This window comes from Pseudomonas sp. Z8(2022) (genome assembly GCF_025837155.1).
Taxonomy (GTDB): domain Bacteria; phylum Pseudomonadota; class Gammaproteobacteria; order Pseudomonadales; family Pseudomonadaceae; genus Aquipseudomonas.
In genome coordinates, this window is sequence record NZ_CP107549.1 from 3188838 (window position 1) to 3211921 (window position 23084).

The following is a 23084-nucleotide window of genomic DNA, read 5'->3' on the forward strand; positions in this document are numbered from 1 at the left end:
AATCGTCATCACGCAGCCGCCCGGCAGATAGCTTCTATAATGGACAGCGACTCCTGCCTGGAGAACGAGCATGGCCCTCTCCCATCGCAGCGACCTGCCCAGTGATCTGCTGGAAGACTTTCGCCTCGACGCTGCCGAGCAGTTCCCCCGCTGCGAACAACTGCTGATCGAACTGGAACGAGCACCGAAGAGCACTGAACGGCTGCGCGAGCTGTTTCGCCTGATCCACACTCTCAAGGGCAACCTGGGTTACGTCGAGCTTAACGAGCTGATGCCGCTGCCTCAGGCCATGGAAGATGTACTCGATGCGCTGCGTTCAGGCCGCCTGACTTTCGACAGCCTGCTCGGGGACATCCTGCTACTCAGCCTCGACGAGCTACGTGCACTGGTGAATAAGGCACTGGACGGCGCCACCTCGCCCCGTACCAGCGGGCAGATCGACGAGCTATGCAGCTCTCTGCAGGCCCTGGCTGTTGCCCCATCCGGGCGGCAGACCGAGGCCCGCCTTGCACTGCTGCAGCAGCTGGACCCCAGTACCCGCTTGCAGCCGCTTGAAGAGACTGAGCCGAACCGCACACAAGCCCTGCTGGCGCGACATGGAATACCACCCCAGGCCGACCTGCAGTTTTTCTGCGCACTGGCGGAAGCCACCGAACTGCGCTCTCCTTATTGGCAGGGCCGAAATCTGCGCCTGTTGGAGCTGGTACTGAGCATCAATGCAGCAGGCGGATACGCCGAGCAGCCGGAGCAACTGGTAGCAGCCGTCTGCCTGCATGATCTGGGCATGGCCTTTCTGCCACTGGAGATGTTGCACAAGCAGAGTCGCTTCAGCCGCGAAGAACGACGCATGATGCAGGGCCACCCACGCCTGGCTGGTGATCTGCTTAGGCGAATGCCAGACTGGACTGCGGCGATGGAGATCATTCTGCAGCATCAGGAACACGCCGATGGCAGCGGCTATCCCAAGGGCCTGACAGAAGCAGAGATCGCCCCTGGCGCCCTGATCCTGCACATCGCCGACACCTTCGAGGCCAGAACCCATGAGCGCGCTCATCAGACATTGAGCAAACGCCCATTGCTTCGCGCCATTCTGGAAATCAACAACCTTGCCGGCCAGCAATTCAGCACGCACTGGGTTAACGTGTTCAATCGCACCCTGCAGCAAATGCCCAGCCTGGCGCACGGGTGAGCAGATATAAAGACCACTGGCGCGCGTTCAGCAATCCCGGTTGAAAATGAACCGCAGGTTATCTATAGCCTCTAACCATGGCTTTTATTGACATAAGCCAGGCTCATCCCGTTACTCTGCGTGTTAGGCTTTTTCCTAACGCTGCGGGATTGAGACCTAAGGCCACCTGAAAGGAGACAAACCATGGAAATCAATATCGGAATCGCCGAGCAGGATCGCGCCGCCATCGCTGATGGCCTCTCGCGCCTGCTGGCCGACACCTACACGCTGTATCTGAAGACCCATAATTTCCACTGGAACGTCACCGGCCCGATGTTCAACACCCTGCACCTGATGTTCGAGGGTCAGTACACCGAGCTGGCTCTGGCGGTCGACGCCATTGCCGAACGTATCCGCGCACTGGGCTTCCCCGCTCCGGGGACCTACGCCGCCTACGCTCGCCTGTCCTCGATCAAGGAAGAGGAAGGCGTGCCCAGCGCCGAGGAGATGATCAAGCAACTGGTACAGGGCCAGGAAGCAGTGACCCGCACCGCACGCGGCATCTTCCCGCTGCTCGACAAGGTCAGCGACGAGCCGACTGCGGATCTGCTGACCCAGCGCATGCAGATACACGAGAAGAACGCCTGGATGCTGCGCAGCCTGCTTGCTGCCTGACCCTCCCCCAAGAGGCCCGGTTATCCGGGCCTTTTTTTCATCAGGCAGCGTTCCCTGCGCTGATCTATGCTCAGGCCATTCGCCACTGAGTCGTCGCCATACATGAGTCAAATCAGCAAGCCGCCCAGCCTCATCGACCTGTATCCGGAGGAAACCCGCGAGGCGGCCGAACTCCTGAAACACGCCGTTCCACTGATGATGCGTCACGATATTCCGCCCAACCCCGTGCATTATGCGCTGTGGTACACCTACAGCCGGGGCAGCGAGCCGGAACTCAACCGCCGCATGGACAAGGCGGTCGAGGACTTCGACGTATTCCCGCCGGAAACCGCCTGCCGGCTGTTTCGCGACTACATCATTCGCGGAGAACTGGAAGAGGCCCGCGCAGGCCAGCAACAGGTCATCGAACTGGTCGACGACATCGAAGGTGACGTTTCACGCAGCGTGATCGGCAGCCAGCATTATCAGCAGAGCCTGAACCAGGGTCTCAGCGCGCTTCGGGAACCCACCATCGACGACCTGCCCAGCGTGCTCAGCGAACTGCAGGAAAGCACCCTGCTCATGCAGGATCAGCAGGAAAAATTCCTCTATCGCCTACGCGCCGCTCAGCAGGAGATCACTCATCTGCGCAGCCAGTTGGAGCGCGCGCACCTCGCGGCAACGCTCGACAGCCTGACCCGCGTATTCAACCGCCATGCGTTTACCCGCTTGCTGGAACGTGCCCTGAACGAGTCGCACCAGGGCCTGGCATTGGTAATTCTGGATATCGACCACTTCAAACAGTTCAACGACCAGTACGGCCACCCTCTGGGTGACCGCGTGCTGCAACACGTCGGTCAGCTTCTGCGCGACCTGCTGCCACCGGATGCCTTCGCGGCGCGCTACGGCGGCGAGGAGTTCTGCGTAGTGCTGCGCAACTGCAACGATCTCAACGAGGCACTCGATTTCGCAGAACAGCTGCGCAACAAGATCCAGGCCCTGAGAGTCAAGGTACGCCGCACCGACCAGATTCTGGACAGCATCACCGCCTCATTCGGCTGCACCGTGGCCGAAGAAGGTGACACCTTCGAATCGCTGCTGACCCGTGCCGATGACGCCCTCTATCAAGCCAAACGCGCGGGCCGCAATCAGGTTCACCCGATTGCCAGCGAAAAGATGCTAACTGCTTGATTTGAGAAGCCCCCGCCTTTGCTGTTAAATAGGTTCGCGCGCCGCGTTACCATCCCGCGGCGTCGCCAACCTTGTATATCGGCGCGCGCCATGGCCGTTCATCTGGCCGAAAGCGAAGCGCGCTCCCTCCGCAACACCTTGAGTCATCATTCAATCAGTGAGTTCATCAAAGATGCTGAAGATTGCCCATCTCGTGACAGGCTTCGTCACCCTGCTGCTGTCTGCCGTACCCGGTATTTCCACTTCCTTCCTTGCCACACCGGACGCCATCTACCTGGCATTGGCCGGCCTGCTGAACCTGCTCGCAGCCACGCAACAGCCGAATCTGCCAGGCGCACGCCAACAGGTGCTCGGTCTGGCCTCCGCCCTGCTGATCCTGGCAGCCGTGGTCCAGGGTCTGATTCTGCTGGCACCGCTGCCCAACATCGGTGGCCAACCGGCCATCTGGCTGCCGCTGCTGACCGCAACCGTTGCCGTGATTCTGAGCCTTGCTGCCCAGTTGAGCGGACAACCGCGTGCAATTGAGCAAAAGCCCTCTGCACAACCCCTCTCCAGCGCCCCCCAGGAAGATCGCGAGACCGGAACGGTCAAGTGGTTCAACACATCCAAGGGGTTCGGCTTCATTTCCCGTGACTCGGGCGAAGACATCTTCGTGCACTTTCGCGCCATTCGCGGCGAGGGCCATCGCGTACTGATCGAAGGCCAGCGCGTGGAGTTTTCGGTCATGCAGCGGGACAAAGGCCTGCAAGCGGAAGACGTTATCGCTGCGCCGCCTGCGCGACGCTGAGCGATACACAAAGAAAAGCCCGGGAAACCGGGCTTTTTCGTATCAATAGTGCGGTGGCGGCACTTCGTCCTCGGCGATTCCCGCCAAGCCGTTCAACTCTTCCTGACGCCGCGCCAGCGCGGTCAGCTGCAACTGCATCCGCTCGATACGGCGGTTCTGCTCGACCAACTCATCGCTCAGCGCCTGAATGGTGTCGTCCTGAAAAGCCAGGCGACTCTCCAGCTCCATGATTCGCGACTCAAGGCTCATGCGATGTCTCCTGCGAAGTGAAAGTCCTCGGTCAGCACCAGACGCAGTTTGCCGACGATCTGCTCCACCTGCTGAGCAGAATAAGGCTGCGCGGGGTGGCGCCCCCACACTGGCGCAGGCCAGGCAACATCTTCACGGCGGCGCACGATCACATGCATATGCAGCTGACTGACCACATTACCTAGCGTGGCCACGTTCATCTTGTCAGCGGAAAAGGTGTCCTTGAGGGTTTCGGCCAGCCAGGTGGTTTCATGCCAGAGCTGGCGCTGATCATCAGCGTCGAGCTGGAACAGTTCACTGACCTCCTCACGTCGAGGCACGAGAATGAACCAGGGATAGTTGGAATCATTCATCAGTAGCAGGTGACAGAGGGGAAAGTCCCCGACCAGCAGGCAATCCTGCTGCAGCCGTGAATCCAGGGTGAACATCGCACTCTCCTCCTTCAATACGGATCATTAAAGCGTAAGGCCATAGGGGCCAGCGCCATGGCGCGCAGCATACGCGGGCTCAGTGGACAATTCACCCGGCTACCACGCACCAACCCGGTACAGGCCGAATGAGCACGCACCACAGGCGTGCACCATTATGTTTCTTCCCGTAATAGACGGTTCCAGGCGTTACCGACGAGGTGACGAACTACCAGTTATGGGCGCCTGCCGGCTATTGAAAGCAAACATCAGGCATCGTTCCCCCAACCCGCGCCGACAGCAGCACCTGCACATTAATGAGCATTGCTTCGCTTCTGAAAATCAGGGTTTTAGAGCAGACAATGGATTTTGAGCACGACTTTTGCTATCTGTGACAGCAATGCTCGGCAAGCCGTGCAGTCGATCAATAACAGCGGCCCCAGGCACCTGAAGCCGCGAAAACGTTGGCGCCACAAAACGCAAGTACGGAACTATAGATTTGCGACATTCTCATTCACGCGATGCGACACCAGCCTGAACGAAGCCGCAATGAATAGGCTGCAACTATCGCCAATATTGGCTGCGTGCTATAAGTTAGCGCCGACACAAAAAGAAAGAGCCGCCCATATAACAAAACAGTGGGCAGCGCAACTCTTCTAAACCCAAGGAGCAATCACGATGCAAGTGATGAAGTGGAGCGTAATCGCCCTGGCAGTAGCCGCGGGCACCAGCCAACTGGCATTCGCCAGCGCGCAATCCGAGTCCAATGGCTTTGTCGAAGACAGCAGCCTGAACGTTCTGAGCCGCAACCTGTACTTCTACCGCGACTTCCGCAATACGGACCGTGATGATGACCCACAAGAGTGGGGTCAAGGTTTCATTGCCACCTACGAGTCCGGTTTCACTCAAGGCACCATCGGCTTCGGGGTAGATGCCATCGGCCTGCTGGGCATCAAGCTCGACAGTGGCAAGGGCCGCTCCGGTTCCGGTTTGTTCCCCACCGGGAGCGACGGTCGTTCGCAGGATGATTACTCCGAAGCTGGTGGTGCAGTAAAACTGCGCCTGTCCAACACGGTTCTCAAATATGGCACCCAGTTCACTGCCCTGCCGGTTCTAAGCACTGACGATAGCCGTCTGTTGCCAGAGACCGCAGAAGGCTTCCTGGTTACCAGCAACGAAATCGAAGGGTTGGAGCTGCACGCCGGCCACTTCACTGCGATCAATGCCCAGGACCAAACCTTCCATGACAGCATTGGCTTGAAAGGCGCTGACGTACTCGGCGGCTCCTACAGCTTCACCGACGACCTGTCCGCTGCTTTGTACTACTCCGACGTCGAAGACTCCTTCAAAAAGTACTATGGCAACCTGAACTACACCTTTGGCATCGCTGAAGGTCAGTCGCTGAACTTCGACTTCAATATCTACAAGACCGATTACGACAAAGAGTACACCGGCACCGGCAAGAGCGAAGACAACACCATCTGGAGTCTGGCTGCAGCCTATAACTTCGGCGCTCACACTGTTACTGCTGCCTATCAGAAATCCCATGGTGGCTTTGACGGCATCGGCTATGACTACGGCGTCGACGGTGGTGGTACTGTTTGGCTTGCCAACTCCGTGCAGCGCTCTGACTTCAACGCTGAAGACGAAAAATCCTGGCAACTGCGTTACGACCTGGACTTCGCTGACTTCGGCGTGCCAGGTCTGAAGTTCATGACTCGCTACATCAGCGGCTCGGGTGCTAAAACCGCCACGACCGACAATGGCAAAGAGTGGGAACGCGACATTCAGGTTGGTTACACCATCCAGAGCGGCCCAGCCAAAGACCTCAACATGCGCGTTCGCCAGGCCACCTATCGTAGCAGCGATGGCGTATATTACGGCTCTGGCTCTATCGACGAAGTGCGTGTAATCCTCGAGTACCCTCTGAGCATCCTGTAATTTCAGGACTCTGTTAGCACTCGAATAAGAAAGGCCCGGGAAACCGGGCCTTTCTTTCTTATTCAAGATTTACAATGGAAGAGCATAAGTCCCGGTCACATGGGCAACCAGTTCATTCTCGTTACCAGCCGAATATAAAGAAACTTCGCAAACGGCCTGGCGTCGACTCAGGCGCAATATGCGCGCCTCGGCCAGCAAGTCCACCGGCCTGGGTTTGACCAGGAAGTTGATATTGAGATTGGAGGTCACGGCCATCTCCACGCGCCCCAGGCGCCCCAGTACTACTGCGTACATTGCCGCATCCCCCAGCGCCATGATGGTAGGACCTGACAAGGTGCCGCCCGGGCGCACCAGTTTGGCATGAAAGGGGACACGCGCCAGCACGCCCTCTTCGTCGAGCCTGTCGATCTGCAGATCGATATCCTCGGCCATCGGCAGTCCGTCCCGAATCAGGGTTTGGACTTCAAGCGCAGTCAGTCCCACTATTATTCCTCCCGATGAATGCAGCCGCATTCGTGCCGCTGCACCTGTCCTGTACGCCACTGTACAGGCACCGTACAATGCCGGCCTATCCCAAGCCCTAGCAACCGACAGAACGGCCAAACATGCGTACCAGTCAGTTCCTGCTCTCGACCCTGAAAGAAACCCCTTCCGATGCCGTGGTGATCAGCCACCAGCTGATGCTGCGTGCCGGCATGATCCGCAAGCTGGCCTCCGGCCTGTACACCTGGCTACCGATGGGCCTGCGTGTGCTGCGCAAGGTCGAGAAGGTGGTGCGCGAGGAAATGAACGCCGCCGGTGCGCTGGAAGTGCTGATGCCTGCCATCCAGCCGGCCGAACTGTGGCAGGAGTCCGGACGCTGGGTGCAATACGGCCCCGAGCTGCTGCGTCTCAAGGATCGCCATGACCGCGAGTTCTGCGTCGGCCCGACCCACGAGGAAGTGATCACCGAACTGGCACGCAACGAGCTGAACAGCTACAAGCAGTTGCCGATCAACTTCTATCAGATCCAGACCAAGTTCCGTGACGAGATCCGTCCTCGCTTCGGCCTGATGCGCGGTCGCGAATTCCTCATGAAGGACGCCTACTCCTTCCATGTCGACCAGGCCTCCCTGCAGGAAACCTACGACCGCATGCATCAGGCGTACTGCAACGTATTCACCCGCCTGGGCCTGAACTTCCGTCCGGTGCAGGCCGATACCGGTTCCATCGGCGGTACCGGCTCGCACGAGTTCCACGTGCTGGCCGAATCCGGTGAAGACGATATCGCCTTCAGTGACAGCTCCGATTACGCCGCCAACATCGAGAAGGCCGAAGCCCTGCCGCGCGAAAAGGTACGCCCGGCGCCGACCGAAGAGCTGCGCCTGGTCGACACCCCGGATGTCAAAACCATCGCAGCTCTGGTCGAAGGCTTCAACCTGCCGATCGAGAAGACCATCAAGACCCTGATCGTCCATGCCGCCGAAGAGGGCAAGCTGATCGCCCTGGTGGTGCGCGGCGATCATGAGCTCAACGAGATCAAGGCCGCCAATCTGGAGCAGGTCGCCAGCCCGCTGACCATGGCTACCGATGCCGAGCTGCGCGCAGCCATCGGCGCTGGCGCCGGTTCGCTCGGCCCGCTGAACCTGCCGCTACCGGTGATCATCGACCGCTCCGTGGAGCTGATGAGCGACTTCGTCATTGGTGCCAACATCGACGACAAGCACTACTTCGGCGTCAACTGGGAGCGTGATCTGCCGGTTCCAACCGTGGCCGACCTGCGCAATGTCGTCGAAGGCGACCCGAGCCCGGATGGCCAGGGCACCCTGGTAATCAAGCGCGGCATCGAAGTCGGGCACATCTTCCAGCTCGGTACCAAGTACAGCGAAGCGATGAACTGCCAGGTACTGGGCGAGAACGGCAAGCCGGTCACCCTGACCATGGGCTGCTACGGCATTGGCGTTTCCCGTGTGGTGGCTGCGGCCATCGAGCAGAACTTCGACGAGCGCGGTATCCGCTGGAACGACGCCCTGGCCCCGTTCCATATCGCCCTAGTGCCACTGCGTTACGAAACCGAGCAGGTTCGCGAAGCCACCGACAAGCTGTACGCCGAGCTCACCGCAGCCGGTTTCGAAGTGCTGCTGGACGACCGTGACAAGAAAACCAGCCCCGGTATCAAGTTCGCCGACATGGAGCTGATCGGTATTCCGCACCGCGTGGTCGTCAGCGACCGTGGCCTGGCCGAGGGCAACCTCGAGTACAAAAGCCGTGCCGAGACCGAGGCGCAAGCCGTACCGCTGACCGAGATCCTGTCTTTCCTGCAAGCCCGTATCAAACGCTGATCACGCCCTACCGAGACATCATGTACACGAGCAGCAACCTTTGCCTCATCGGCGCCGCCCTGTGCGGCGCCCTCTTCCTCAGCGGCTGCGCCAACCAGCTGCCGCAACGCAGCGAGCATGAGGAGCGAGTCGAACGCAAATTGCTGGATCACCAGCTACGGATCGACGCTGGCGAATCCAAGGTGCTGGAGCTGCCGCAACGCCATGTCCGCGTGCATGATCAGAAGAGCTACGAGGTCACGGCTTTCGAAGTGACGCGCCGCTACGACCGTTACACCCCCTACCAGGCCTGGCGCGAAGTCTATGAAGTGCCGATGGGGGCAGTTGCGGTAGTTGCCGGTGTGGGCGCCAACATCCTCAACGTCGCGCTGCTCGGCAGCCTGCCGGAAAGCGCGACTCGAGGCTGGATCAGCTACGGCATGGCCGGTCTCAACCCGTTCATGAACGTCGAATCCAACGGCCGCGCCGAGCAGAACCTGGCCAGCATCGACGAGGTGCAGCGTGATCGCCGCATGGAATACACCAACCTGCCCTGGGCCGAGCGCCCGGTTCAGGTCAAGGCTGGCGATCAGCAGTTCGAACTGCTCACCGACAACGCCGGCGTCCTGCGCCTCAATCTGCTGGACAGCCCCTTCACCGAACAGGACATCGCCCGCCTCAACGTGTTGCAACTGAGTGTGGAAGATCGCCTTGGCAATGACGTCACTCGCGCCGAAACGACGTTGATGGTCAGCCACTCCCTTCGTGGCAAGCTGCATGAAGCACATGACCTGATCTTCGATGACCTCGAAGGGGATGACGTGGCCCAGTGGGTGCACCGGGTCAAGCGCCTGTCCGACCTGGGCCTGGAGGAGGAAGCCAGCGAGCTGGAACAGAGCCTGATCGAACTGACACGCAACGATCCCGAGCTGCAGGACGCCTTCCTCAAGGCCCTGCTCAAGAACGCAGGACGCCTGGCCGCCGACCCGGCCAACTGACTGCGCATGGCGCGCGGCAGGCCCAGGATCCTGCCAGCGGTTCGGCGGCTACCTTTCAGACCATCTCCAGCGGCCGCTTGCTACGCGGCGGCGCAAAGGCCTCGTCCAGCAGGGCCAGATCATTCACATCCAAAGCAATGGCAGCCGCCGCGGCGTTATCGCGCAGATGCGCACTACCCACGGCCTTGGGAATGGCAATCACACCGTCCTGCCTGAGTGTCCAGGCCAGCGCTACCTGGGCCGGCGTAGCCCCGTGTCGCTCAGCCACCTGGCGCAGGACCGGTTCATGCAGCAGTGCACCCGCCTGGCTGAGCGGGCAGTAGGCCATCAGCGGCATGCCCATCCGCTGCTGCCAGGGCAGCAGGTCATACTCGATGCCTCGCGCCTCGAGGTTGTACAGCACCTGATTGGTCCCGCACGCCGGGTGATCCAGTTCCAGCAGATCGTCCAGATCGAAATTGGATACGCCCCAGGCAGCGATCTTGCCCTGTTCGCACAGCCGCTCGAAGCCCTCGACCGTCTCCGCCAGCGGATAGCGGCCGCGCCAATGCAACAGGTACAGATCGATATGCTCGCAACGCAGACGTTTCAGGCTGCGCTCGCAGGCAGCCTGAACGCCCTCCAGGCTGGCGTTGTGCGGATACACCTTGCTGACCAGAAACACCTCTTCCCGGCGACCGCCAATGGCCTCACCCACTACCTGCTCCGCTCCGCCCTCGCCATACATTTCGGCGGTGTCGATCAGAGTCAGGCCCAGGTCGAGCCCCTCGCGCAACGCGGCAACCTCACGCGAGCGCTGCCGTTCGTCCTCCCCCATGTGCCAGGTTCCCTGACCGATCACCGGCACCTGTCTGCCGGCCAGTTCAATCGTGCGCATCGCTATGCTCCGCATAAGTTGTGTTCTGGTCAAACGCCTCACCGCACCATTGCACCAGGTACAGTCCAAGTGCCTGCTGACCGATCGAAAACGTCGAGGTTGAGCAGCAGCGACATGATCAGAGCGGTTTGAGCAACAGCAGCAGGGATACCGGCTGGACGCTCTCCGGATGCAGCGGCTCCTGCAACCATTCGAGTCGCCAGCCGGTTTCACCGATGAGTTTCAGCCAGGATTGCAGGGTGCGGAAAAACCAGGGCATGGGGGCCTGAAAACCCTCGCCGAAGCCGACGAAGTCCTCGACCCGCCAGCCATCCTGATAAGGCTCGCCATGGCTGGCACGCCAGGGATGCAGGGTCTGGATCAGCAGGCTGCCGCCAGGTGCGAGCAATGTGTGCAAGCTGCGCAAAATTGGCTGCAACGGCTCTTCGAGCAGGGCGAAATTGCACACCAGTACCTCGAAACGCCCTAGCTGCTCGGCGTGCTTCTCAAGTTCGGCATATCCACAGACGCGATACTGGCTCCGTCCATCGCACGCTGCGCGGGCCGCCTCGATCAGCGGCGCGGAGGCATCCACCCCGACGGGTTCGATGCCATGCTCGGCCAGGCCCCGGCACAACCAGCCCTCGCCGCAGCCGATATCCAGCACTCGCCTGGGCTGCAATGCCAGCACGGCCTGGATGATGGCGGCGTCGGTGACCAGCCGCCGGCTTTCAATACGCTGTTCGCGCACGGCGGCGGCCCAGGCATCGGCGTTGGCCTGCCAGCTTTGCTGAAGCTGTTCACGATGGTCGCGCTGCATGGTGCCTGCCTGCATCGTTGCGATCCCGCGAGTCTAGCAGGCCTTCCCGTTAACGCGGTACAAGCCGCACAACCGGCAAAAAACCGCCAGCCAGACGGCGTGCAAAGGTCTACGCTGATAGTGAGAAAGACGAGACGACCGCAGCCCGGCCGACCCAGGGTCAGCATCCGGCAAGAGGCAATCTCGCGGTTCATATGATGCTGACAGGCCAGGCCGGTGATTTATGGGCGCAGCATGGCAAATGAATCAGCAGCAGCGTGAGCAGCCCTCGACGGCAGCCACGCAGGCTCAGCGAAAGCCGGCTTCGGCCGGGCGTCACTGGCGCCTCACCTTCTATCTGCTGCTGGTATCGCTGGTGCTGGCGGCCACTGCACTTGTGGTGTTCGAGTCGCGCAGCGCGCATTTCCAGTCGCGCGAACTGAGCCGCTATGCCGCCAGCCTCACCTACCAGGTCGAGCCCGGCCCCAGTGAACGAATCATCTACCCGACCGATGGTCCATTCGACAAGCGCCAGGGCTACGCCTACCTGCCATTGATGCTGGAGCGCCTGCAGCAGCACGAATATCGGGTTACCGAGCAGTCGCGGTTCTCCGATGAACTGATGGCCTACAGTCGCCGTGGCCTTTTCCCACCCTTTACCGAGAAGAGCCAGAGCGGTCTGAGCATCAGTGACTGCCGCGGTACGCCGTTCTACGAGTTTCGCTACCCGCAACTGGGTTATGCCGACTTCGCCAGCATTCCGCCGCTGGTGGTCAACAGCCTGTTGTTCATCGAGAACCGTCAGTTGCTCGACCCCGCGCAGCCGCTGGCCAACCCGGCGGTCGACTGGCCACGCTTCGCCATGGCGGCGCTATCGCAGCTTGGCAAGATGCTCGATGTGCAGGACCAGTCCGCTGGCGGCAGCACCCTGGCCACTCAGCTGGAGAAATACCGCCACTCCCCCGACGGGCTGACGCTGTCTGCCGGAGAAAAGCTGCGACAGATGATTTCCGCCAGCGTACGCGCCTATCAGCAGGGACCACAGACGCTGGAAGCGCGCCAGCGCATCGTGCGCGACTACCTCAACAGCGTGCCGCTGTCCGCCGCGCCGGGCCATGGCGAGGTGCACGGTTTGGCCGATGGCCTGCGCATCTGGTACGGCGCCGATTTCGAGCGCAGCAACGCCCTGCTCGATCCACGCCGCTCGCCGGATGCCAACCTCGCCGAGCGCGGTCTGGCCCTACGGCAGATGCTGTCGCTGATGATTGCCCAGCGCCGCCCCTCCTATTACCTCGCGCAGGGGCGGCACGACATGGAGGCGCTGACCGAAAGCCATATTCGCCTGCTCGCCAGCGCCGGCCTGATCGATGCCGACCTGCGCGATGCGGCGCTCACGCAGAAGCTGCAATACCGCGACTGGCAACAGGAACCCAACCTGCGCGCGGTGGAAAGCGACAAAGGCATCAGCGTGGCACGCTCGCGCCTGTCGAATCTGCTGGGCATGCCACTCTACGACCTGGACCGCCTCGATCTGGCCGCACGCAGCACGCTGCAGCGCGATCTTCAGCAGCAGGTCAGCAGCTACCTGCAGAACCTGGCCGCCCCGGAGTTCGCCGGACAGATCGGCCTGTTCGGCGAACGCCTGCTATCGCCGCAGAAAACAGCGGAAGTACGCTACAGCTTCACCCTGTTCGAGCGTACCCCGACCGGCAGCCGGGTACGGGTACAGACCGACAGCACCGACCAGCCCTTCGACATCAACGAGGGCAGCAAGCTGGAACTCGGCTCAACCGCCAAGCTGCGGGTGCTGGCCACCTATCTGGAAATCATCGCCGAGCTGCATCAACGCCACGCTGGCAAGAGCCCGGCCGAACTGGGTCAGGTAGACATTGCCGAGCAGGATTACCTCAGCCGCTGGGCCATCGGTTTTCTACGGGCCAACCCCGAGGCGGATCTGGCCCGCATGCTGGAAGCTGCACTGGAACGACGCTATTCCGCGAGCCCGCATGAGCGCTTCTTCACTGGCGGCGGGCTGCACACCTTCGGCAACTTCCGCCGCGAGGACAACGGCCGCAACCCGACCCTGCGCGAAGCGCTGCGCGAATCGATCAACCTGCCTTTCGTGCGTCTGATGCGTGACCTGGTGCGCTACAGCACCTACCAGAAGAGCGCCGAACTGCTCAAGGACGACAAGGACCCGCGCCGCCAGGAATACCTGCAGCGCTTTGCCGATCAGGAAGGGCGGACGTTTCTGCTGCGGTTCTGGCGCAAGTATCAGGGGCAGGCGGAACAGCAGCGCCTGGAAACCTTCATCAGCGGCCTGCGCCAGACCTCGGTGCGCCTGGGTGCCGTGCACCGCTACCTGCTGCCGCAAGCCGACGAGGCGACCTTTGCCGCGTTCCTGCGGGCGCACTTGCCGCAGGAGAAACTCACCGACCAGCGGATCGCCCGCCTGTACAAGGATTACGGCCCCGGCGCCTACAGCCTGCCGGATCAGGGCTACATCGCACGCGTGCATCCGCTGGAGCTGTGGCTGCTGGGTTACCTGATCAGCAATCCCCAGGCAACCTTCAGCGACGCAGTGGCCGCCAGTGTGAACGAACGTCAGGAGGTCTATGGCTGGCTGTTTCGCAGCCGACACAAGAGCGCACGTGATAGCCGCATCCGCATCATGCTTGAGGTGGAGGCCTTCTCCGATATTCACCGCCGCTGGAAGAACCTCGGCTACCCCTTCCAGCATCTGGTTCCGTCGCTGGCCACCGCCCTAGGCAGTTCCGGTGACCGGCCGGCAGCGCTGGCCGAACTGATGGGCATCATCCAGAACGACGGTATCCGGCAGCCGGTGCTGCGCATCGACGAACTGCACTTCGCCGCCGGTACACCTTATGAAACGCGGGTCGAGCACGATATCCAGGGCGGCAAGCGGGTGATGCAGCCTGAAGTCGCCGCGGCGCTGCGCGAGGCACTTTCCCAGGTCGTCGAAGGCGGTACCGCGAGGCGCCTGCAGGGTACCTTCCAGTTGCAGGACGGCCATAGTCTGACCCTCGGCGGCAAGACCGGCACTGGCGACAACCGCATCGAGAGCGTGGGACCGGGTGGCCGGGTGATCAGCTCCCGCGCGATGAACCGTACGGCCACCCTCGTGTTCTTCCTCGGCCCGCGGCACTACGGCACTCTCACCGCGTTCGTGCCGGGACGTGACGCCGAGCGCTTCACCTTCACCTCGGCGTTGCCGGTGCAGGTACTCAAGGGCATGGCGCCCATACTGGCGCCCTATCTCGAACCGGGCAGCTCAACGCTCTGTGGCACACCGTCAAGCGCCGGGCACATCAGCCTTCGGTAATACCCGGTAACCACAACGCTCCGGTAGCGGCGAACCCGACGTCGGCTGCGTAGTCCATGGCAATCATCCGCTGTCGCTTGTGAGCTTATCCATGCCCTCGTCCTGGTTCGCCCTGCTGCGCCGCCGTCGCCTGAGCCTTCTGCTCCTCGCGTGTCTGCTGGTATTGCTGCCGATCGGCTGCGCCAAGCTGGAACAGACCGAACGCGAACTGGTGTTTCGCATCGAGCCAGGCACCGCCCGCTGGTTCAATGGCCTGCCCGCCGGCCTCGAGGAGGTGCATCTGCAGTCACCGGCTCTCGGTACAGATGAAAGCCTGCACGCCTGGTGGTGGCCGGCAGCACGCAAGGACGCCCCGGCCCTGCTCTACCTGCATGGTTCGCGCTGGAATCTGACCGGCCAGCTGTTTCGCATCGAGCAACTGCACGCCTTGGGCTTCTCGGTACTGGCGGTGGACTATCGTGGTTTCGGTCACAGCCGTGGCGCCCTGCCCTCAGAACGCAGCGTCTATCAGGATGCACTGATCGCCTGGGAACACCTGGCCCGACTGCAACCCGAAGCGGACAAACGCTTCATCTACGGTCATTCGCTTGGCGGCGCGGTGGCGGTGAACCTGGCCCACGAACTGGCTGGCGACGATCGGGCACAGGCCGCTGGCCTGATCGTCGAATCCAGCTTCACCAATCTGGGCGATGTGGCGGCGGCGGTGACCAACACCTCGCTGCCGGTACGCTGGCTGTTGTCGCAGGAGTTCGATTCGCTGAGCAAGATCGGTGAGGTCGGCATTCCGGTATTGATCGCCCATGGGCGCGACGACCGCTATGTACCTTCACGCTTCAGCGAGGCGCTGTTCGAGGCGGCCAGCGAGCCCAAGCAGTTGCTGCTGATCGAGGGTGCCAACCACAACAACGGCCTGCGCATGGCCGGTAGCAGCTACCGACAGGCGTTGCAGGCGCTGGGATTCGCGACCAACTGAACGCTCAGCCCTTGAATTGCTGCAGGTAGAGCTGCTCGACCTTGGCCCGCGCCCATGGCGTCTTGCGCAGAAAGGTCAGGCTCGACTTGATGCTGGGCTCATGCTTGAAACAGCGCACATCGACCTGATGCGCCAGCCCCTGCCAACCGATACGCTCCACCAGAGCGGTGAGTATTGCCTGCAGGGTCAGGCCGTGGAGCGGGTCGTTGCTGGTCATGAAGGCATCCGTCGCAGAGTGAGGAGCATATCTTAGAGCCGGAAACGAAAAAGGCGATGACTGCCGGGCAGTCATCGCCTTCAGATCAAGCCGGCAGCATCAGGCCGACTTGTATTCGCTCTCGGCCTTGTCGAAGCGATTGAGCATCGATTGACTCGGAGCCTGACCGATACGGCTGAAGATGACGATGGCCAGGGTGGCGAAGATGAAGCCTGGAATGATCTCGTACAGACCCAGACCGATCCAGTTCTTCCATATGATCACGGTGGCCGCACCGACCAGCATACCGGCCAGCGCGCCGTTGCGGGTCATGCCCTTCCACAGCAGGGAGAGGATGACCACCGGACCGAACGCAGCACCGAAACCAGCCCAGGCGTACGACACCAGGCCGAGTACGCGGTTTTCCGGGTTGGCTGCCAGGGCGATGGCGACCAGCGCGACCAGCAGCACCATGGCGCGGCCGACCCAGACCAGCTCGGTCTGCGAGGCGCCCTTGCGCAGGAAGGCCTTGTAGAAGTCCTCGGTCAGCGCACTGGAGCACACCAGCAACTGGCAGCTCAGGGTACTCATCACCGCAGCCAGGATGGCGGACAGCAGGATACCGGCGATCCAGGGGTTGAACAGCAGCTTGGCCAGTTCGATGAACACGCGCTCCGGGTTTTCGCTGACCGGACCGGCTACATCCGGGTTGACCGAGAAGTAGGCGATACCGAAGAAGCCCACCGCGACGGCACCACCGAGGCACAGAATCATCCAGGTCATGGAGATGCGACGCGCAGCAGGAATGGCCTTGACCGACTCAGCCGCCATGAAGCGCGCCAGGATGTGCGGCTGGCCAAAATATCCCAGACCCCAGGCCATCAGCGAGATCACGCCAACGAAAGTCGCGCCCTTGAGCATGTCGAAGTTGGTCGGGTCGACCGCCTCGATGGCGACCATGGCCGGATCGAAGCCGCCGGTGGCGATCATCACCACGACTGGCGTCAGGATCAGCGCAAAGATCATTAGGGTGGCCTGCACGGTGTCGGTCCAGCTCACCGCCAGGAAGCCACCGATGAAGGTGTAGGCGATGGTCGCCGCAGCACCGGCCCACAGCGCCGTCTCATAGGACATGCCGAAGGTGCTCTCGAACAGACGAGCGCCAGCCACAACGCCGGAAGCGCAGTAAATGGTGAAGAACACCAGAATCACCAGCGCGGAAAATATGCGCAGCAGGCGACTGTTGTCCTCAAAGCGATTGGTGAAATAGTCCGGCAGGGTCAGTGCATTGCCGTTGTGCTCGGTCTGCACGCGCAGGCGACCGGCAACGAACAGCCAGTTGAGGTAGGCACCGACTATCAGACCGATGGCGATCCAGCTTTCCGAGATGCCGGCAACGAAGATCGCGCCAGGCAGGCCCATGAGCAGCCAGCCGCTCATGTCGGAAGCACCGGCGGACAGCGCCGTGACGAAGCTGCCGATACTGCGACCGCCGAGGATGTAGTCGGAAAGGTTCTTGGTGCGCAGATAGGCCACCAGGCCGATCAGCACCATCGCTGCGATGTACACCACGAAGGTGACGAGCATTGGAGTACTAGCTGTCATTTGGGGGGCTCCCCTCTCGTTTGTTGTTCTCGGGTACCGTGCCCAGCTTGGCAAAGGCACCCGCTTTGCGGATGCGGGCTCCGGTCTCTCTACCTCGTCACACCGACGTCGGATGGGCACGATCAGCAGTTACCGGCGCAGTGAAATCTCCACCACCTCGTCACTGCATCGGTCAGCGCGTGAGCGCTTTTCCTGATCTCACAGGCTTGCGCCTGCGGCCACCGAATCGCGTTACCACCTTCCACTGCAGGAATCTCTATTTATTGGGTCTAGTCCAGCAAGGCTGGTCTGACCAATCCGTGCAGCTAAAAACGGTCGTAACGAAAGTGAAGGGCGGAATTTAGTGGCAGAAGTGAACGGGCTTCTTGCTGAAAGCTCTGGAGTTTTTACAAAAATCTCCAACGCGGGGAACTTCCGGCAACAGCTGTTTCGGTCCGCATTCTACAACCTGATCGATTGGTCAGTCCTCGATGGACTGGCGAAAAGGCAGATAACTGCGCGCGTCTTCAGCATAAGCCCGCACGCCAGAGCGCTCCTGCTCGAGGAACTCGGCAACCGCGGCATGCAGTCCCGGGTGGCAGAGATAATGCCAGGAACGGGTAATCACCGGCTCGAAACCACGAATCAGCTTGTGCTCCCCCTGAGCGCCGGCATCAAAGCGGGCGAGGCCTTCGGCGATAGCCAGTTCCATACCCTGGTAGAAACAGGTTTCGAAATGCAGCCGGTCGAACTCGGCGAGGCAGCCCCAGTAACGACCGTAGAAGGTATCGCCATCGACCAGACTGAATGCCATCGCCAGTGGCCGCCCGTGTTGCCGGGCGAACACCACGCGGAGCATTTCCGGCATGCGTTCGGCCAGCAGACTGAAGAAATCCCGTTTCAGGTAGGGCGCCTGGCCGCGCGCATGGTAGGTGTTGGCGTAGCAGTGGTAGACGAAATCCCAGTCCGCCTCGCTCAACTCATGGCCGCCACGCCAGTCGAAGTCGATGCCCTGCCCCGCAACCTGCTCCCGCTCCTTGCGCATCTGCTTGCGTTTGCGCGAGCTGAGCGCATCGAGAAAGTCCTGAAAATCACGATAACCGCGATTGTGCCAGTGGAACTGGCAACCGAGGCGCTCCAGCCAACCCTGCCGCTGCGCCATCACGGCGTCGCAGGCCAAGCTGGTGAAGTTGATATGCAGGCTCGATAGGCCTTCGTCGGTCAGCCCACTTGCCAGTGTGTCGATCAGCTCGGCAGCCGCGCGGGCGTCACCAAGCAAACGCGTTCCGGTTACCGGAGAGAAAGGCACGGCGCCCAGCAGCTTGGGGTAGTAGCCGATACCGGCGCGCCGGCAGGCATCGGCCCAGCCGTGATCGAACACGTACTCGCCGTAGGAATGCTGCTTCACATAAGCCGGAAGCGCCGCCTGCACCCTACCCTGCTCATCGCAGCAGAGACGGTGCGAAGGCTGCCAGCCAGTGCGGCCGCCGACACTGCCGCTGTCTTCCAGCGCAGTGAGAAAGGCATGCCGCAAGAAGGGTTGGGGCTGCGCCTGCAAACCGTCCCAGACGTCGGCCGGCAATGCGTGAAGCGAGTCGATGATGGTGACGGGCATGAACTGAACCCCGGAAGTCAGACTGCAATATATCTCTAACAATGCACCCGCAATATGAGGAGGCCAACCCTTATAACCTTGAGTTCTGCAAAGGAGTTACTCATGCGAAAGTCCCTTCTCGCCCTTGGTATCGCAACGCTGCTGGGCAGCACCTGCGCCCTCGCCCAGCAGTCGATCACCCATCCGTTTCACGCAACCCAGGCGAAAGACGCACCCAACAACGTGTATATGGCGGTGGAAATCCCGGCGGGCAGTTTCACCAAATACGAGATCAGTGAAGAAGGCCTGGTTTTCGTCGACCGCTTCCAGTCCATGCCTGTCGTTTATCCGGCCAACTACGGCTCCCTGTCTCGCACTCTGGGTGGCGATAACGATCCGCTGGACGGTCTGGTGCTGACGCGTGAGCCTCTTCACCCGGGCGTACTGATCAAATTCCGGCCGATCGGCTATCTGAAGATGATCGACGGCGGCGAAGCGGATGAGAAGATCATCGGTGTACCCAGCAGCGACATCGACCCGACCTACGACAACATCAGGGACGTCGACGACCTGCCGTTGATCGAGCGCCAGCGCATCGAGGCGTTCTTCCGTGTTTACAAGCAACTGCCCGAAGGCAGAAAGAAAGTGGAACTCGATGGCTATGGCAACGCCGCCGAAGCACGCCAGATGATTCAAAAAGCTTTGGATAACTACAAGAAGAACAACTAAGTACGTGCAAGAAAGCCCGGCCAAATGCCGGGCTTTTCGATAGTAGCCATCAACCTTTCTCGGCCAGCGCCTTCTTGTAGCTGGTGGCGTAGTTCAGCTTGCGGCCAGCAACCTTGTTCAGCTCCTTGCGGTCGATCGACGAGTAGCCTCCCAACTCACGAGCCGTGAAGCCACTGTCACCAACCTCATCCTCAGATGCGAGTGCCACCATCTTCTTCGCCGCAGCTTCGACAGCATCACGGTAATCGCCGCGGTCGCTCAGGTCATATCTGTCCAGCGGCATCACCGAGCGTAGCCAGTTACCCCAATAAAATTCCAGAAATTCCGGGGCTACATTACCGGAACGCGGCTTGTCGTAACCGACCTCTCGGGTGAAGTACACCAATGCGCGATAAGGATCGTCGACCAGATTCTGCAGGCCGAGTTGACTCGGTATCTGCAGAGGCTCGATAACCTGGCCATTGCCATCCTTTAACCAGACCTTGCGCGCCAAATTCATACGCTGCCAGAAGCTGGCCATGTCCGGACTGTCACTGAAGTTATCGGTCACCCGTACCCACATGTTCAGATTTTCGCCCCCCTTGGGGTGTTCCACCAACACGGTGAAGGTGTGATGACCATCGGTGAGGAACAGCTTGCCCTCGGGCCCGACGACCACGGTCTTCATTTCGCTGCTCCGAGTACCAACCTCGTCCTGGCAGGCGAAGCTCTCGGGCTGGTGCAGGTCGGCGTCACTCGGCACCTTGGTACTCTCACCTTGCCCATTGACCTCGCAATATTCGTCGAACAGCTTGTTGCGCTCCTGCGCGAAGCGGCCGAGCTTGTAGTAGATCTGGTCATAACCGACTGCAGCCTGAGTCGGATGCAAGGCCTGCAGTGGCACCTGAAGCAACTGGCCGGGTTTGGCTGCGCTGTAGTCCTGAGCCAGGATGGCCGAGCTCAAGCTGACTGAAATAAAAAAAAGGGGGATTTGACGCATCGAAAACACCTTTAAAAGGGCTTGGCGATAAAAAAGCCCCACCAGTGGCGGGGCTCAATCAGGAGCAACGGATGAAGGTGTCGCTTAGAAGACGTACTGCAGGCGACCTACGATGGCCTTGCCGTCGTCCTGCACGCTCTTGCCGCCGACCTGGTTGGCGGTGTTGATGTTGTCCACCTGATAGTCGATGTAGTTCAGGCTGGTGCGTACTGCCGGCGTAACGAAGTAGTTCACGCCCACAACCATGGCCTTGGTCTGGAACTCGTCATTGACGTCATCGGCGACGATGCCGGCCAGTCCCAGGTTGCCCGGAATGGCTCCGGCATCGGAGTCGATGGTGGAGCTCTCGTAGCGGGCAAAGATTTCCCAGGAGCCTTTCATGTTGTCCGGCTTGTCCCACTTGCCATCGGCAGCCTTGTACTGGCGTACGCCGTTGAACATGTAGGAAACCTGGGCGTAGTAACCGCTGAGGTCGACGTCGGATTTGGCGCCGGCCAGAGTCTCACCGCTGATCTGGCGCTGGAAGTATTCGGCCTGAGCACGGAATGCACCGAACTGAGCGCCGGACTCCAGTACCCACTCGACATCCTTGTCAGCCACGCGCACGTCGCCGAAGGTCAGACGAAAATCGTTGTCGCTGCGAATGCCCATCCGGGTACGCGCACGCGCACGGTTATCGTCGGACTCGCTGTTGTGGTAGTTGGCGGCGAGGTGAATGACATCGGTACCATTCAGGTATGGCGCCCAGTGGGCGCGCAGGGTGTAGCCGTACAGCTCATCGTTGTCATCGCCCTTGTAGTTGTTGTCGCCCTCGTAGGTGGCAACCTGAGCCATCAGGCCGTAGTTGTCGCCGGAGTGCTTGAAGTTCACCCCGAACTGGGTGTCTTCGTCACCGTTCAGGAAGTCGTACATGAACGGGCGCTCGATGGCAGTGATCCAGGAGGAGCTGGTGGTGTTCTCCAGACCGTAGTCGACGCCAAAACGCCCCACGGTAAAGGTACCGATATCCAGACCGGTGTAGGCGATGAAGGCGCGGTCGACGCTGGTGTCGTCACCTTCGTCGTAGCTCAGGCGCAGGCCCCAGTCCCAATCACTGTAGGCAGTACCTTCCAGACCGAACTCACCGCGGCGGATGAAGGTATTGAAGGTATCGTCGAACGGCTTGTTCTGATCGGCAGCCATCAGGCCATCGAACTGGGTGGCGTCCCACTGCAGCTTGCCGCTCAGCTTGAAGCTGAAGGCCTTGTCGGTGGTGGCGACTTCCAGGCCACCTTTGGTCTTGATCACGAGGTCGGCGCCGTCGGTGGTGACGGTACCGGCGAAAGCCTGGGCGGAAACGGCCAGAGCCAGAGCGCTGGCTGCGAAACCGGCGAAGTGCTTACGGATCATCGAGAAATTCCCCTGTTGGACTTTTAGTGTTGAAAACACCCGAGCGAGTGGCTCGTTCGTGCCGGAGGAATCTTGGCGAGGGGTTATTTCAGAGCAGTTGCCGATAGATAAAGATTTGATTACAGCGGAACTTTTTTACTTCTACTGCTTATAAGCCATCAGGAGGAATGCAGGCGGGGGATCAACAGGGCACCTGCCAGGCAGAGTGCTGCCCCCTCCAGCCAGTCGCTGAGCATCGGCCAGGTCTTTTCTATCAGCGCCAGCCAGGCCAGCGAAGCGACGATGTAAACGCCACCATAGGCGGCATAGGCACGGCCAGCGAAGGATGCCTCGACCCAGGTCAGAATCAGAGCGAAGAGCGCGGGACTCAACAGCCCGGGCGCTATCCACCAGGCGCTGCGATCGAGCCGCAACCACATCCAGAATGCGTAACAGCCGGCGATCTCGAACAGCGCCGCCAGCAGAAACCACAAATAATTGCTCATGCTGGCGCCCTAGCCACGCAGGGCACCTTCACGTTCCCAGGCGCAGCGCACACGCAGCGCGCCCTCCTGCGGGCTGTGAAAGCCGCTGTCGGACTCCCAGCGGAAGGTATGCATGCCATTGAGCTCGGTTTCCAGGTGCACCACGGCACTGGCCCAGTAGAGGCGCTTGAGTAACGTCTCGAAGGCTTCGATCCACAGGTTCCACTCATACTCCACCGCGCCATAGCTGGCACCGAAGTGGATTACCTGGGTCTGGTAGAGGCCCGCCCCCGGCAACTCGCAGAACGAAAACATCTCGCGACCGAGAAAGGGCCAGAGATCGCCCGACGGCAGCTCGGCGAGCACGCAATGATTGGTTTCACGGCGCAGGCGACGCTGCTCGGGGTCATCCGAGGGCCAGTCGCGGATGCAGCCATAAACGATGGATTCGGACTCCACACTGGCACTCCTGAAAAAGCAGAA

General features: G+C 60.9%; 22 protein-coding genes and 1 pseudogene. 11 read left to right on the top strand and 12 right to left on the bottom strand.

Annotated features, from left to right (window positions below; genetic code table 11):
- Nucleotides 1–70: 70 nt before the first annotated feature.
- The 5 genes and pseudogenes from OEG79_RS15245 (at nucleotide 71) to OEG79_RS15260 (ending at nucleotide 3800) form a co-directional block, all read left to right on the top strand.
- Entirely contained in the window at nucleotides 71–1189 is a 1119-nt protein-coding gene (locus OEG79_RS15245) for an HD domain-containing phosphohydrolase (protein WP_264145817.1), read from the top strand.
- Nucleotides 1190–1372: 183 nt separating this feature from the next.
- Nucleotides 1373–1843, top strand: coding sequence for a Dps family protein (locus OEG79_RS15250; RefSeq protein WP_264145818.1), 471 nt, complete (start codon nucleotides 1373–1375; stop codon nucleotides 1841–1843).
- Nucleotides 1844–1945: 102 nt separating this feature from the next.
- The gene (locus tag OEG79_RS15255; protein ID WP_264145819.1) at nucleotides 1946–3013 is read left to right on the top strand and encodes a GGDEF domain-containing protein; all 1068 of its coding nucleotides are present in this window, start codon (nucleotides 1946–1948) and stop codon (nucleotides 3011–3013) included.
- A gap of 172 nt (nucleotides 3014–3185) precedes the next feature.
- A pseudogene (locus tag OEG79_RS21215) lies at nucleotides 3186–3446 on the top strand (cold shock domain-containing protein membrane protein); the annotation flags it as partial.
- 87 nt (nucleotides 3447–3533) lie between these two features.
- On the top strand, nucleotides 3534–3800 hold the full coding sequence (locus OEG79_RS15260) for a cold-shock protein (protein WP_264148733.1): 267 nt from the start codon (nucleotides 3534–3536) through the stop codon (nucleotides 3798–3800).
- A gap of 42 nt (nucleotides 3801–3842) precedes the next feature.
- Here the strand turns inward: OEG79_RS15260 and OEG79_RS15265 are convergent, their stop codons facing one another.
- Both OEG79_RS15265 and OEG79_RS15270 read right to left on the bottom strand, forming a co-directional pair.
- Nucleotides 3843–4049: a SlyX family protein gene (locus OEG79_RS15265; protein WP_264145820.1), complete on the bottom strand. Its 207-nt coding sequence runs from the start codon at nucleotides 4047–4049 to the stop codon at nucleotides 3843–3845.
- Complete coding sequence (locus OEG79_RS15270) at nucleotides 4046–4477, bottom strand: HIT family protein (protein WP_264145821.1); 432 nt, start codon at nucleotides 4475–4477, stop codon at nucleotides 4046–4048. Before OEG79_RS15270 ends, OEG79_RS15265 begins: the two co-directional genes overlap by 4 nt.
- A 657-nt stretch (nucleotides 4478–5134) precedes the next feature.
- On the opposite strand from OEG79_RS15270, the gene OEG79_RS15275 reads away from it, so the two are divergent.
- Entirely contained in the window at nucleotides 5135–6397 is a 1263-nt protein-coding gene (locus OEG79_RS15275) for an OprD family porin (protein WP_264145822.1), read from the top strand.
- Nucleotides 6398–6466: 69 nt separating this feature from the next.
- Here the strand turns inward: OEG79_RS15275 and OEG79_RS15280 are convergent, their stop codons facing one another.
- Entirely contained in the window at nucleotides 6467–6874 is a 408-nt protein-coding gene (locus OEG79_RS15280) for a PaaI family thioesterase (RefSeq protein ID WP_264148734.1), read from the bottom strand.
- 128 nt (nucleotides 6875–7002) lie between these two features.
- Between OEG79_RS15280 and OEG79_RS15285 the strand changes: the two genes are divergently transcribed.
- Both OEG79_RS15285 and OEG79_RS15290 read left to right on the top strand, forming a co-directional pair.
- Complete coding sequence (locus OEG79_RS15285; protein WP_264145823.1) at nucleotides 7003–8718, top strand: proline--tRNA ligase; 1716 nt, start codon at nucleotides 7003–7005, stop codon at nucleotides 8716–8718.
- A 20-nt stretch (nucleotides 8719–8738) separates the two neighbouring features.
- Nucleotides 8739–9695: a hypothetical protein gene (locus OEG79_RS15290; RefSeq protein WP_264145824.1), complete on the top strand. Its 957-nt coding sequence runs from the start codon at nucleotides 8739–8741 to the stop codon at nucleotides 9693–9695.
- Between the two features lie 55 nt (nucleotides 9696–9750).
- On the opposite strand, the gene OEG79_RS15295 is transcribed toward OEG79_RS15290, so the two are convergent.
- Together OEG79_RS15295 and OEG79_RS15300 are read right to left on the bottom strand one after the other, a co-directional pair.
- The gene (locus OEG79_RS15295) at nucleotides 9751–10572 is read right to left on the bottom strand and encodes an aldo/keto reductase (protein WP_264145825.1); all 822 of its coding nucleotides are present in this window, start codon (nucleotides 10570–10572) and stop codon (nucleotides 9751–9753) included.
- A gap of 118 nt (nucleotides 10573–10690) precedes the next feature.
- The gene (locus OEG79_RS15300) at nucleotides 10691–11371 is read right to left on the bottom strand and encodes a class I SAM-dependent methyltransferase (protein ID WP_264145826.1); all 681 of its coding nucleotides are present in this window, start codon (nucleotides 11369–11371) and stop codon (nucleotides 10691–10693) included.
- A 223-nt stretch (nucleotides 11372–11594) separates the two neighbouring features.
- Here OEG79_RS15300 and OEG79_RS15305 point away from each other — a divergent pair, with 223 nt between their 5' ends.
- Both OEG79_RS15305 and OEG79_RS15310 read left to right on the top strand, forming a co-directional pair.
- Nucleotides 11595–14693, top strand: coding sequence for a transglycosylase domain-containing protein (locus OEG79_RS15305; protein WP_413247512.1), 3099 nt, complete (start codon nucleotides 11595–11597; stop codon nucleotides 14691–14693).
- Between the two features lie 91 nt (nucleotides 14694–14784).
- Nucleotides 14785–15666, top strand: coding sequence for an alpha/beta hydrolase (locus OEG79_RS15310; RefSeq protein WP_264145828.1), 882 nt, complete (start codon nucleotides 14785–14787; stop codon nucleotides 15664–15666).
- 4 nt (nucleotides 15667–15670) lie between these two features.
- Here the strand turns inward: OEG79_RS15310 and OEG79_RS15315 are convergent, their stop codons facing one another.
- The 3 genes from OEG79_RS15315 to OEG79_RS15325 form a co-directional block, all read right to left on the bottom strand.
- Entirely contained in the window at nucleotides 15671–15883 is a 213-nt protein-coding gene (locus OEG79_RS15315) for a VF530 family protein (protein WP_264145829.1), read from the bottom strand.
- A 99-nt stretch (nucleotides 15884–15982) separates the two neighbouring features.
- Nucleotides 15983–17467, bottom strand: a complete 1485-nt coding sequence (putP, locus tag OEG79_RS15320; RefSeq protein ID WP_264145830.1) for a sodium/proline symporter PutP — start codon at nucleotides 17465–17467, stop codon at nucleotides 15983–15985.
- Nucleotides 17468–17927: 460 nt separating this feature from the next.
- The gene (locus tag OEG79_RS15325; RefSeq protein WP_264145831.1) at nucleotides 17928–19061 is read right to left on the bottom strand and encodes a GNAT family N-acetyltransferase; all 1134 of its coding nucleotides are present in this window, start codon (nucleotides 19059–19061) and stop codon (nucleotides 17928–17930) included.
- Nucleotides 19062–19163: 102 nt separating this feature from the next.
- Between OEG79_RS15325 and OEG79_RS15330 the strand changes: the two genes are divergently transcribed.
- Nucleotides 19164–19769: an inorganic diphosphatase gene (locus OEG79_RS15330; protein ID WP_264145832.1), complete on the top strand. Its 606-nt coding sequence runs from the start codon at nucleotides 19164–19166 to the stop codon at nucleotides 19767–19769.
- Nucleotides 19770–19818: 49 nt separating this feature from the next.
- Here the strand turns inward: OEG79_RS15330 and OEG79_RS15335 are convergent, their stop codons facing one another.
- From OEG79_RS15335 to OEG79_RS15350, 4 genes are all read right to left on the bottom strand, one after another.
- Nucleotides 19819–20748 (bottom strand): ParB/Srx family N-terminal domain-containing protein, encoded by a 930-nt coding sequence (locus OEG79_RS15335; RefSeq protein WP_264145833.1) that lies wholly within the window; start codon nucleotides 20746–20748, stop codon nucleotides 19819–19821.
- An 84-nt stretch (nucleotides 20749–20832) separates the two neighbouring features.
- Complete coding sequence (locus OEG79_RS15340) at nucleotides 20833–22137, bottom strand: OprO/OprP family phosphate-selective porin (RefSeq protein ID WP_264145834.1); 1305 nt, start codon at nucleotides 22135–22137, stop codon at nucleotides 20833–20835.
- Between the two features lie 158 nt (nucleotides 22138–22295).
- Entirely contained in the window at nucleotides 22296–22622 is a 327-nt protein-coding gene (locus OEG79_RS15345; RefSeq protein WP_264145835.1) for a YnfA family protein, read from the bottom strand.
- 9 nt (nucleotides 22623–22631) lie between these two features.
- On the bottom strand, nucleotides 22632–23060 hold the full coding sequence (locus OEG79_RS15350; protein ID WP_264145836.1) for a hypothetical protein: 429 nt from the start codon (nucleotides 23058–23060) through the stop codon (nucleotides 22632–22634).
- Between the last annotated feature and the right edge of the window lie 24 nt (nucleotides 23061–23084).